The 12114-nt window shown below is 35.5% G+C and carries 11 protein-coding genes and 1 other annotated feature (1 of these 12 only partly in view); all 11 genes read right to left on the bottom strand.

What is annotated here, in order from left to right; genetic code table 11:
* Positions 1 to 133, bottom strand: a binding site (T-box leader) (it extends 70 nt beyond the left edge of the window).
* A gap of 103 nt (positions 134 to 236) precedes the next feature.
* Positions 237 to 1040, bottom strand: a complete 804-nt coding sequence (locus K357_RS0108085) for a LicD family protein (RefSeq protein WP_028258240.1) — start codon at positions 1038 to 1040, stop codon at positions 237 to 239.
* On the bottom strand, positions 1040 to 1816 hold the full coding sequence (locus K357_RS0108090) for an NTP transferase domain-containing protein (RefSeq protein ID WP_028258241.1): 777 nt from the start codon (positions 1814 to 1816) through the stop codon (positions 1040 to 1042). The genes K357_RS0108085 and K357_RS0108090 overlap by 1 nt, the downstream gene beginning before the upstream one ends.
* Positions 1791 to 2687, bottom strand: coding sequence for a DMT family transporter (locus tag K357_RS0108095; RefSeq protein WP_028258242.1), 897 nt, complete (start codon positions 2685 to 2687; stop codon positions 1791 to 1793). Before K357_RS0108095 ends, K357_RS0108090 begins: the two co-directional genes overlap by 26 nt.
* A gap of 8 nt (positions 2688 to 2695) precedes the next feature.
* Positions 2696 to 3592, bottom strand: coding sequence for a choline kinase family protein (locus tag K357_RS09230; RefSeq protein WP_051212177.1), 897 nt, complete (start codon positions 3590 to 3592; stop codon positions 2696 to 2698).
* Between the two features lie 128 nt (positions 3593 to 3720).
* Complete coding sequence (locus tag K357_RS0108105) at positions 3721 to 4686, bottom strand: glycosyltransferase family 2 protein (RefSeq protein ID WP_051212178.1); 966 nt, start codon at positions 4684 to 4686, stop codon at positions 3721 to 3723.
* 70 nt (positions 4687 to 4756) lie between these two features.
* Positions 4757 to 5896, bottom strand: a complete 1140-nt coding sequence (locus K357_RS0108110; RefSeq protein WP_028258244.1) for a glycosyltransferase family protein — start codon at positions 5894 to 5896, stop codon at positions 4757 to 4759.
* 9 nt (positions 5897 to 5905) lie between these two features.
* The gene (locus K357_RS09435; RefSeq protein ID WP_051212179.1) at positions 5906 to 7696 is read right to left on the bottom strand and encodes a phosphoethanolamine transferase; all 1791 of its coding nucleotides are present in this window, start codon (positions 7694 to 7696) and stop codon (positions 5906 to 5908) included.
* Positions 7697 to 7710: 14 nt separating this feature from the next.
* Positions 7711 to 8469 carry a glycosyltransferase family 2 protein gene (locus K357_RS0108120; RefSeq protein WP_028258245.1) on the bottom strand — a complete coding sequence of 253 codons (759 nt, stop codon included), beginning with the start codon at positions 8467 to 8469 and terminating at the stop codon, positions 7711 to 7713.
* Between the two features lie 529 nt (positions 8470 to 8998).
* Entirely contained in the window at positions 8999 to 9769 is a 771-nt protein-coding gene (locus K357_RS0108125) for a glycosyltransferase family 25 protein (RefSeq protein ID WP_028258246.1), read from the bottom strand.
* A gap of 519 nt (positions 9770 to 10288) precedes the next feature.
* Positions 10289 to 11071 carry a glycosyltransferase family 25 protein gene (locus K357_RS0108130; RefSeq protein WP_028258247.1) on the bottom strand — a complete coding sequence of 261 codons (783 nt, stop codon included), beginning with the start codon at positions 11069 to 11071 and terminating at the stop codon, positions 10289 to 10291.
* Positions 11072 to 11696: 625 nt separating this feature from the next.
* The gene (gene atpC, locus K357_RS0108135; RefSeq protein ID WP_038114020.1) at positions 11697 to 12113 is read right to left on the bottom strand and encodes an ATP synthase F1 subunit epsilon; all 417 of its coding nucleotides are present in this window, start codon (positions 12111 to 12113) and stop codon (positions 11697 to 11699) included.
* Position 12114 lies beyond the last annotated feature (1 nt).

The following is a 12114-nucleotide window of genomic DNA, read 5'->3' on the forward strand; positions in this document are numbered from 1 at the left end:
GTTGCCAACTACTATTGATTTCATCAGCAAAACTCACGGGAGAGTGTCAATATATGGTTTCTATTGCCTCGCACCACACGGCAACTCTCTGAAAGTAAACCATTATACCTTTATACCCGATCAACGTCATATCATGTTGTATCACAACTATGTCGTCGTAACGACGATATAGTTAGTATAGCCGATAAAAAATGATATGTCAACACAAAACATTATGTAGTGTATAACATTTTGTTTTATTTTATATATAAATGTTCAATATGCCCCCTACGTCGTTCATCTTCTGGTGGTAACTGCATATAATCGCCATATATACTTCGTAAATAGGCATCATAAGAAGGAATCGTTTTAAATCTATGCCCTTCAAACTCCACGTCTATTAAGTTATCAAACTCTTCTTTATACAGCCGTTCCCTATGCCAATCAGTTCCTATAAGAACACCTGCATACGTAGAACTTTCAAAATCTCTTTGATTGCATACAGCTTGCCAACGCTTCAATCCCCATTTCGCTATTGGTCTACATATAGGTTTTACTAACCCTCGCATACGGGATGTACTAAATTTAGATGCAGCATATTCATGCAATATTTTATCATAGAAGTGATGTTGTTTAAATAACTGCTGTGTAGCCTCCATTGTATCTGGCCAAGCGTCTACAGGGAATATATCAATAAACGCTCCATACGATAGGGTATACTTACGTGGACATTCATAAAATAGTGTGTCTTTTCTGTACAACTTCAACATCCACACTGTATAAAATGATTCTATATCATAAGGATCCATCATCGCGAATTGATCCTCCCCAGACACCTGTTTTTGTCTCATAATTTCTACAAATCGATTGAAATCTGGTCGTGGCATCATAATATCGATATCATCATCCCAAGGGATAAAACCCTTATGACGAATGGCTCCAATTAATGTGCCATAGGATAAAGCGTATCGTAAATTAAACTCTCTACAAATCGTATCGGCATATACTAAAATAGGTAAGATTATTTTTTGTATTTCTTCTGTGGAATCTATTTTCCTCATCACTGTTCCTCGCATCTATTCCATTTATAAAAATCTTTATCAAATTGAATGGCATCCTCAATGGAGTCAAATTCTAAAATGCATCCTCTGTCATATAACTTACGTCGTAAACGTAACACATCTAAATGATTCATATAGACATATTCCCATACCCTATGCCTATACACACTGTCTTGACCAATCGTATGTAAAATGTTAACAAACTCTCGACTAAAATTTCGATCAAAATAGGCATAGCCCATCATAATTTCTGAATCAGAACCACCAATTTCTACATGATTAATATACCCTTCTTCATCCGTCGTAACACACCATTCATCGGTAGCACCTTGGCAAAATACAGTTGCATAATGCCCTGAATAATTATAAAGAGAGAAGATATTGTCCCGATAATAATTATCGACAGAACAAATATACGTGTTACCTAAATATGGTGCAACCAGTTCCAGAGAAGCAATATTATCTTGTGTGTCAAAATAAGGATTCTCGATTAATGTAACGTTATAGTCCGACGACAAATAACGAAACATCTCTTTTTTATAACCTACTACGATAATAATATCTTGAATACCTGCTTCATAAAGTTGTTTAATTTGCCGTTCTATGAGCACTTCATTCTTGATTTTACATAGTCCTTTAGGACATATATTACTAAGCGGCAAAAATCGACTCGACTTGCCCGCCGCCAAAATGACTGCATTATCAACTTTAAACGGTTCTAATTTTTCTATATCATTCAACTTGCAATATTCATTGTACTCGTTCTCTGAAATCATATGCCGAAATGATACCTCCTATAACAATGATACACCCCAAAACAATACTATATAACGATGGCACTATTCCTAACACCATATAGGAAATAATGATAGAAAACGCACTATAACTACTATTAAGAACCATAGTACGACTAGCACCCACCCGTTTTAGTGACCGATAATAAAATAAATATGACAATGTGCCAAATACAGATGCTATGGGTATATAGGAAATAAATAATGTTCCTTCTAGCTGATAGGTAGTATGCAACAAGCCAATGCAAGAAAGCACAGCAAGACCGGTAACACACATAGACGTAGTTTGTCGCACGAACAGTACCATACTTTCATGAACAGGATATCTCCTTAACACCGTAGTACTAATCACCGCCTCGCTACCCCAAGCGAGAACACAAATGATAGCAAAGAACATTCCTTTACATACACTCACGATATGACTGTCTGTACTAAACCCCAATAACATAATGCCTACTAATGAAACGCCTAAGGCTAACAATTGATACGCTTGTCGACGTTCTTTCAAAAATATAATTGCTAATGCTGTACCTACTGCAGGATATAAGGACGTAACAATACCAACGAGACCAGGCCCCATATAGTATACTGCAGCAGTATAGGACACCAACCCTACTGGCCCACCTAACAAAGCTGCTAGTATCATATACTTTGTTCCTAAAGAATGTAAAATACCCTCTATATACCTTTTATGATATACCATATATAGACTCAATAATAAGACGCTGACAAAATCATGAATACATACACATACTAATGGCAAAAAGAATATGAAAGATACAGTGCTTAATCCCGCCGAAGTGACAACTGTGTCCATAGACCACAAAAAGCCAGATAAAAGACCATTAATCATAGTACCCTCTATTTCATCAAAAATTCACTACGAACAATATGATAGAATTGCTTCGCACAATTATACTGAGAAAGGGCATACCGATTTGTACGCACGGCGAGTCCTTCTTTTACCTCACACCAATTGCTCCATATCAAGCCTGCAATAGCTATATAAGAGTAAATTTTATACACCAGTTCTCTCGAAACATGACATCCATGATACAGAGATATAATTCTATCAACCTCATGCCTAGATAATCCAGAGTATACACAAAACATAGCAATATCTAAATCAGGATCTTGCATCCCTGCATATTCAAAATCTATGATATACACAGTACGATGCTTATCAATCAAAAAATTATCACACACCGCATCAATATGACATAGTGTATATTCTATAGGTAGAGATTCAATATATGATAATAAGCCTAGCACATGCTGTCTTGTTTCATCATAATCTGCATAGGCAGATACCTGTCCACGCAATGACTCATAATATACTAAACGTTCTCGCAAATCAAATGTATGCGATACGCTGATATGTAAATTATGAAACTCTTTTAATCGTTGCATACAAAGATTCAATTCATTATGGTTATGTATATCTAATGTATGTGCTTCCTCAATGAATGTCGTAATTTTCTCTCCCGTTTTGGTATTAAAATAAATAACCTCATCACTGACACCATGCATGCCTAACGCTTTATAAACACTATATTCATGATCTCGATTAATCAAGTCCTTTGTTTCTTTACAAGGCGTTCGTAAAATATACTTCTTATTATCTACCGTAAAAGCAAAGGACTGATTCGTCATGCCTGCTTTTATATCATATATATTGTAAATCATCTCTGGCGAGATGCCCAGCATACAACTAATTCTACGCGCAACCTGTTCTGATGAAATCTTTATTGTACCCATACATATAATAACCTTTTACTACCTACACTCTGGTAACTTCTAGTATAATCCTATGCTTACCCATATACTAACTAGATCGTAACCATCTATTTACTATAACCATTTCCTATGATATCGATTCTATTGATTTATTTCCCTTGCCACCGTTTTGCCAAGGCCGATAGTTTTGCCCCTAAACGATGTATCCTTGGATACAGTAAAAATAGTTTATACTTACCTCGTACAATGCTATCTAGTACCATATCTTTGTGTTCTACAACCCAAGATTCTAATTCTTGCCGCACCCTTTCACTATCCGTCGTAGGGGGTATCGCATAAATCATGGTTAAACACGATAAGGCGGCCTTTACACCATACGAAATAATTTCAGTTTCACAAGGTAAGCTATGTTGTTTAGCAAATTCCAATTCCTCTTGATATACTAAAAAATAATCATATCGTTTTCTATAGTCAAACGAATTAAAACATGTAGATCCTACTCGCTTGCGATATATATAATAAGTTTGATCATACATACCAAAGCGCTGTGCTCGATTCATGAACCGATACAAGGTAGCAGAATCCTCAAATAACCGTCCTACTGGGAAGCGCTCATCACCAATCACATGACGGGCATATAACTTATTCCATATACAAGTACCATCCGTCTTTAACACGTCAAGAATAATATCTCGTCCTTCTAATAAAGTCATCGTTCCCGAATTAGTTGAATCATTTTTAAAGGTTTCCCCTTTTAATACTTTGCTATGAAAAGAAATCACATCTAATCCATACCTCTGCATTTGCTCTATCAACGACCTATATGTATCTAGTTCTACATAATCATCACTATCAACAAAGCTAATATACGCTCCTTGTGCGACTTCTATACCTGCATTACGTGCAACACTCTGCCCTTGATTTGGTTGATGAATCACCTTAATTCTCCCATCACGCCTAGCATAGTCATCACAAATAGCCCCCGATGCATCCGTAGATCCATCATCAACTAGAATAATTTCTAATGTTTCATAAGTTTGATGGATGAGTGAATCAATGCATTCACCAAGATAGATCTCTACGTTATACACGGGCACTATAACAGAAATTAGCATAATTATTTAGCTCCTTTAAGCACTATTATCAACGTTTCCATCAGATATACTTTTGCATTTCTTATTGTATCTATTCTAAAATACTACAAATTTGCTTAATTAGATTCGCTTGACTATATTTTTGATTCGCTCCAATCAACCCTACTCGATACAATTCTTTATTACTGTTAAAATTATTAACAAATTTCTCTAATTGCTTGCCAAATGCTTCTTTAGATGATAGATCTACAGCTTCTCCAATGGTAAACTCCTTTAAAATCTCTGGATTCATTTCTGGAGACTGCAATACTGGCTTATAATAGCCTATACTTGTAAATAACATCGCACTAGGCTGATATCGATATCGTGATGCACCATATGGCAATAATAAAACATCTGACTCCATTAGTGCTTGTTGCCATTCTATGCCTAACAAATTTTTATGTAAAAATGACATCGTCCTATTATGTTTATATTTTTCCATCAATCGTTTGAAGTCATTTGCATCATCTTGAGTAACGGTTGCCCCTTGTATTAATAATGTAACGGGTATCGTAAATTGACAGTTTTCAAAAGCATCTAAAAAGAATTCTAAATTCTTTTCTTTTCTATATTGACCAAAAAAACCTAATCGAAGTGGTTGATGTACTTGAAAATTTAAATCAACATCTAAGTCCATAGGCTTATAAATAGGTGGTAGAATAGTATGAAAATTAGGATACCCCTCTAATTCTGGAAAATCTGTTTGCAACCCAAGAGCACCGATATGAATATTTTTAAACGGTTCTAAACTTCTAACCCCTTTAATTAAACGCTTCCTGTCTTTAGGCATAATACCATGTAACATAACTAATACAGGTATCTTACTAGTAACAAGATTACTTTTTTTAATAGAATGCAAAACACGCCAACTTGCTGTTGGAATAATAATAGAATCACACATTCCATTATTAGCTTTAGCTGTTGCTGAGTTAAACCAAGCTCTCCGTCGTTTTTCTCTGAGTAGGGATAAATATAATTTTTTTAACCGTCCCACACCAGCATAACTAATCGCTTCGCCCCCATCTAAATAGGTAACATCCGCATCATAGGTCACCTTAAAGGGAAAGTTTTCTGGCACAAACATAATTGGTTCGTGACCTTGCTGGCGTAACTCATCTACTAAAATTCGATCAAATTCAACTTCATGCCCTGCCGGCATAACAATACTTTCTAAAATCGCAACTCGCATGATCGCTCCTTATTGTCTACTGTCATCATCAGTCAACGCTCTACGACCTAAATCGGTACGCAAATTAAATTTATTATATCCATAGTTGGCACTAGATATATCCTCTTCTTCGCATACTACATCGCCTTTTACTTGTAAAATACCAGCCACTAAATTATACAATAAATCATTAGTAATATATGCATCTTCATGGTCACGCAATATACGATAGGTGTCTTCATAGCGTTGTTTATACACATCGGATAGATATACAAATAACGGAATTGTAACCATGTTAAAGGATGTAAAATATGGTTTTCTCGATTGATTAATTTCACTACCGTGATCAGAGAAGTACACCATCGCTTGCAAATTTAAGTCTTCTTTACCAATAGTATATACTTGTTCCAACACATGATCTGTAAACAACAACGAGTTATCATAGGCATTTTGACTAACCTCTTCACCAATTTTTACTGGCCACTTGCTAAACTCCTTAGGATATCGTTCTGAAAATTGTACGTGACTTCCCATCAAATGCAATACAATCAATTTGTTCTTACGATTACGAGGAATCTGTTTAATATACTCAAGTATCCGTATATCATATTGTTCAGTTCCATAGTCTTCCTCAATCCATCGATGAACGTCCGCGGATTTAGCTAACACGGATGTACTTGTATTATCTATCCCTGCTATACCTTGGTTACTAAACCAATACGTTTCAAACCCACACGCTTTAGCAAGATCAATAATCGATATGGCCTCTGTATACCGTTCGTCATTATATTGATTCGCACTCGTTAATGCCAGTTCCAATACTTTAGCCGTTTGAAAGAAAGCAGCATACGCATTCTTAAACAAAATAAAATTATCCCGTTTGCTCTGTTTGGTTAGCCACGGCGTATTTTCACGTTCATAGTTCGAGAATGCATTCATATATTGACGATTAGCCGATTCACCAATAACAACTATCACTGTACCAAATTCCTCATTTTGTAAAGGACTCGTCATGCTAGCCGTATCTACCACTTCGTGATGATGATTTTGATATGCTGCTAATTCTTTCTGAAATTCTACTACATTCAACAACGTTTTAAAAAAAGCAGTTCTTTTAAGATAACTTTTCTTCCCTACAAATAACAATACAATAAGAACGATACATATAGGGGCTAATATATACCAATCATTACCTTCTATTCTGACTTGAGGTATTTGTAAGTATACATATATAGCGCTTGTACAAAAGGCTAAGACGCCAATACTACTCGCTACTATTTGTTTAAACGAACAGGTGTTAATAAATTCTATAACTTCTTGTTTATTAGTATATAGAATCGTTTGCATTGTTGGTACATCAAGAACCGTTCTATATATGCCATAATAAATCCACAGAAATATACTTGGCAGTAAAAAAAGAATGACAACGATAGCAAATATAATCGCCCACACATATGTATTCGTAATAACACTCTGAAAAAACACTTGAAGTATCATCAAAAGAGATACCATATGAATACCTGTTATTACATCATAGGGAAAAGAACATATGCATTGCGTTCCATTTTCTCGTTTACTTGTTACATAATATAATAATGGATATGTATAACCTATTATGCTGGCTACTACAATATTAGGAATACATGCACCATAAGAAATCTTCACATACTCAAACAGATAATAAAAAATTGCCATCATAATAAGAAGAGGAATACCGATTCGATTGATAAACGCTCTACGGTCGGCTCTATCTAATTTTGACAAATAGACAAATGACCCATATACACAAGCAAAGATGATAAAAAATATAATAATATACATGCGCCCATTACTCCTTACAACTTACCGTTATCTTTATATAAATGATACAACTTAACATATTTAGTCATCGTATAAAAATAATGGTTCACCGATAATACCCATCCCATTTTTCCATCTTTAAACCCACCGTTTAAGATATATACTTTAAAAAAGGCCCATAGTGGTCGCAATATAATATCTCTGACAAAATGACAAGGCTTATGATTTTCTTTATACTTGGCCGCCGCTAATGTAGTATAGTTATTAAATTTATTAAAATATTGATTCCAATTGTCGTACGTATAATGATACATAACATGTTTTAATTTGCTGTTTGTATAGGGTGTAACAATTTGAGGATGGACAAAACCAGTTACATAGGATCCTTTCGCTGGGAATAAACGATTCACATAATCTGGTCGCAACACGCCATGCACAGCATGATTATTATGAAATTTATTTTCTCGTCGAATCCAATACGCTTTTTCTTCGCCTTTGTCTACTACGGAAAGGATTTCTTCTGCTAGTGGTGTGGAAATGCGTTCATCTGCATCAATGAATAATACCCATTCATACGTAGCTTCTTTAATGGCAAACGTCTGTTGTGCACCCCAATCGCCATTCATACTATGTTGAATGACACGAGCCCCCAACTGTTCAGCAATTTCTTTTGTTCTATCTGTACTAAAATCATCGATAACGAGTACTTCATCCACAAAGGACACACTGGTAATACAGTCTTTAATATTTTCTTCTTCATTTTTTGCCAAAATTAATGCTGAAATCTTTGCCATACCTATCTCCTCGTTTCATATACTTTTTACACGCACAATTATACAGATTAAGTATACCATACCAAGTATGCAAATTCTATAACGGGCGATATCTACGCTAATCACATGCACCTACAACCGACTAATCGACTTGCTTACCATTTTATTTTCTCTCCACATATCTTAGTAACCACCCCATAAACGTAATACATGTACGGCACCCATCAAACAAGTTCAATCTCTCACGTTATTTCTATGTACTACCCTATAGGCGCACTTACTCATGCGTCGGATACTGCCATTCTCTTGTTGCGGTTTTCTACTTACCCCAATCGTATTAGCATCGTGTAAAACTTTCATACTAACACATGTATCCATGCCAATTTACCTATGCTGTGGGCATCATATAGTACTTTCGTACTAACAAGCTAGCAATAAAAAGTCCCTCTCTTTACGGCGTAACCCTATAAAAATAGAAACATAAAAAAATAGAGGAACGTTGATTCATACTCAACTTTCCTCTATGTATAAAACACTAGAAGCAAGGTACCTATTTACATCGTTTATGAAACCCATACTTACCAAATATATGTTTATAGAGTCGATGTGTTAGGTAGTAAATTTTTTGAGATATAGGTGCTTGCTGTAGTATGTTTTTAAAGGCATCCTTTTCTTGTTGTTCTCTACCTTCCTTATTATATCTACTATTTTCTACTGTATCAATCGTTGATTCCCATTCAGTGTGAGAAATTGCTAATGAAGGATCAGTAAAATATACGTCACAAATTCCTAAATAGTAATAATATTTAAAATGATCAATAACATGACAAATCGGTGTTTGATATTGCAGAATATTTTTTGCCGCTTCTCGATTAAGAATATACGCATACGCACCAAACCCTTGAAAGGAAGAGTAAATAGAAATGCTATCGATTTGATGTACTTTTTTATAATATGTATTTACGGGACTCAACAATAACACGCTCGGTCTAGCAAAACTTTCTACAAACTCACGACATGCTTGCAGGGCCTTTAAGGAACAGTCTGGTGTAAATGTAACATCATCTTCAAAGATGAGAACTGATTGTTTATCTGTAGCAAGAAATTCTTTATAAATCGCTAAATGGCTTAAGGCACAACCAATTTCACCTGGCACGAGATAGGTGTTAGGAATCGTTGCCCTTTCTAATTCTTCTTTACTCATAGTCTTAGCCATAATCGCTGGGAATATGTGGGGTGTTAATTGTATTTTTTCTGCCTCTCTTTGTACATTTGCCATTCTTTTTTTATCATCTACATTTACAATAAAATAATGATACATCGTCTATTTTCCACCTTTTACACGTCACCTATACTCACTACGCACAACTACACAGACTAAGTATACCATACCCATTATGCAAATACTACACGTCTATGGCATTGTCTACATGTCGCACACCTACAACCGACGAATCGACTTGCTCAATGTTTTATTTTCTTCCCACATATCTTAGTAAACGCTCCCTCAAAAGTAATATATGCATGGCTTCTATCAAACAAGTCAGTCTTCCATGTATTTCTATGTACTACCTATAGGCGCACTTACTCATGCATTGTCTATTGTAATTTTCTTGTTTCTTTTTTCTGCTTAGTCTATTTGCATTAAGCATCGTATCTTACGTTCATACTAATAAGCACCCAACATTCTAATTGACTCATGATGTTTACATCGTATAGTAATTCATACGCATAGACTAGAGTCAAAATGTTCTCTATGTTGCTCGGAGCGTATATAAAAAAGAGGAAAGTTGATTCATAATCAACTTTCCTCTTTTTGTAAGTACTAGGAACGAGCTAACTATTTACATCGTTTATTAAACTCATACTTACCAAATATATGTTTATACAGTCGACGTTTTATATAACAGATTTTTTGAGACATAGGTAGCTGCCATAATGCACTTTTAAAATTATCCCGTTCTTTTCGATTTCTCTCTTTCTTATATCTACCTTCCTCATATCTATTACCTTCTGTCATATCAATCGTTGATTCAATTTCAGTAGAAGAAATTGCCAATGAAGGGTCGGTAAAATATAAGTCACTAATTCCTAAATAGTAATAATGTCTAAAATGATCAATAACATCTTGAATCGGTGTTTGGTATTGCAAAATATTTCGTGCTGCTTCTCGATTGAGAATATACGCATACGTACACCATCCATGAAAAGAAGAATAAATAGAAATACTATCTATTTGATGTACTTTTTTATAATACGTATCTACTGGATTCAATAGCAATACACTCGGTCTAGCAAGGTTTTCTACAAACTCACGACATGTTTGAAGGGTCTTTAAGGAACAATCTGGTGTAAATGTAACGTCATCTTCAAAGATGATAACTGATTGTTCATCCGTGGCAAGAAATTCTTTATAAATAGCTAAATGACTTAAAGCACAACCAATTTCACCTGGCATGAGATAACTGTTAGGTATTGTTACCTTTTGTAATTCTTCTTTGCTCATAGTCTTAGCCATAATCGCTGGAAATATATGTGGTGTTAATTGTATTTTTTCTGCCTCTCTTTGTACATTCGCCATTCTTTCTTTATTATCTACGTCTACAATAAAATAATGATACATCCTATATTCCTCTACCATCTATAACTACACGTATAATTATACAGATTAAGTATACCATACCAATTATGTAAATTCTACAACGGGCGATATCTACGCTAGTCACATGCACCTACAACCGACGAATCGACTTGCTCAATGTTTTATTTTCTTCCCACATATCTTAGTAAACGCTCCCTTAAAAGTAATATATGCATGGCTCCTATCAAACAAGCTCAATCTTCCATGTATTTCTATGTACTACCCTATAGGCGCACTTACTCATGCATTGTCTATTGTAATTTTCTTGTTTCTTTTTTCTGCTTAGTCTAGTCGCATTAAGCATCAGATCTTACGTTCATACCAATAGACACCCAACATTCTAATTGACTCATGATGTTGACATCGTATAGTAGTTCATACACATAGGCCCCTCCATTCCAATTTACCTAGCTGTAAGCATCATATAGTACTTCCATACTTACAAGCTAACAATAAAAAGTCCCCCTTTACGGAGTAACCATATAAAATAGAGGAAAGTTGATTCATAATCAACTTTCCTCTATGTAACAGGATGTATTCTTACACGTTCAATGAATCCGTAATGGCGCCACTAAGGCCTGTCATCTACAATCCATGTTACGTCCTATTATTTACAAATTTTTACCACATGCAAACGCAATAGAGCTCGTGCCAAGGCGAGTCGGGCCCGTTCGATATCGATATCCGGGTCATTGGCCGCCAAGCGCTGTTCTGCCCGTTCTTTTGCACGTGTAGCTCGCCCCACATCAATCTGATCGGGATGTTCACAGTTTGGTGTAATAATATCTACTTTATTATCACACACTTCCATAAATCCGCCAAAGACAGCAATATAGTACGGCGGTTCATCAGGCCGATCAATCCGCATAGGCGCTATATCCAAGGCAATCACAGCCGGTGCATGATTTGGTAAAATACCAAATGACCCGTCTTTATCGCGACCAGAAAGAAAGGTAGCTTTACCACTATAGACAATGGCATCAGGGGTAACAACTTCTATGTCCATGGATGTAACTCCGTCCATT

It is taken from the genome of Veillonella montpellierensis DSM 17217 (genome assembly GCF_000426745.1).
In the GTDB taxonomy this organism is placed as follows: domain Bacteria; phylum Bacillota; class Negativicutes; order Veillonellales; family Veillonellaceae; genus Veillonella; species Veillonella montpellierensis.

Excerpts from the sequence above, each read along its gene's own strand:
- K357_RS0108085 (WP_028258240.1), bottom strand. The coding sequence starts at position 1,040 with ATGAGGAAAATAGATTCCACAGAAGAAATACAAAAAATAATCTTACCT.
- K357_RS0108090 (WP_028258241.1), bottom strand. The coding sequence starts at position 1,816 with ATGATTTCAGAGAACGAGTACAATGAATATTGCAAGTTGAATGATATA.
- K357_RS0108095 (WP_028258242.1), bottom strand. The coding sequence starts at position 2,687 with ATGATTAATGGTCTTTTATCTGGCTTTTTGTGGTCTATGGACACAGTT.
- K357_RS09230 (WP_051212177.1), bottom strand. The coding sequence starts at position 3,592 with ATGGGTACAATAAAGATTTCATCAGAACAGGTTGCGCGTAGAATTAGT.
- K357_RS0108105 (WP_051212178.1), bottom strand. The coding sequence starts at position 4,686 with ATGCTAATTTCTGTTATAGTGCCCGTGTATAACGTAGAGATCTATCTT.
- K357_RS0108110 (WP_028258244.1), bottom strand. The coding sequence starts at position 5,896 with ATGCGAGTTGCGATTTTAGAAAGTATTGTTATGCCGGCAGGGCATGAA.
- K357_RS09435 (WP_051212179.1), bottom strand. The coding sequence starts at position 7,696 with ATGTATATTATTATATTTTTTATCATCTTTGCTTGTGTATATGGGTCA.
- K357_RS0108120 (WP_028258245.1), bottom strand. The coding sequence starts at position 8,469 with ATGGCAAAGATTTCAGCATTAATTTTGGCAAAAAATGAAGAAGAAAAT.
- K357_RS0108125 (WP_028258246.1), bottom strand. The coding sequence starts at position 9,769 with ATGTATCATTATTTTATTGTAAATGTAGATGATAAAAAAAGAATGGCA.
- K357_RS0108130 (WP_028258247.1), bottom strand. The coding sequence starts at position 11,071 with ATGTATCATTATTTTATTGTAGACGTAGATAATAAAGAAAGAATGGCG.
- atpC (WP_038114020.1), bottom strand. The coding sequence starts at position 12,113 with ATGGACGGAGTTACATCCATGGACATAGAAGTTGTTACCCCTGATGCC.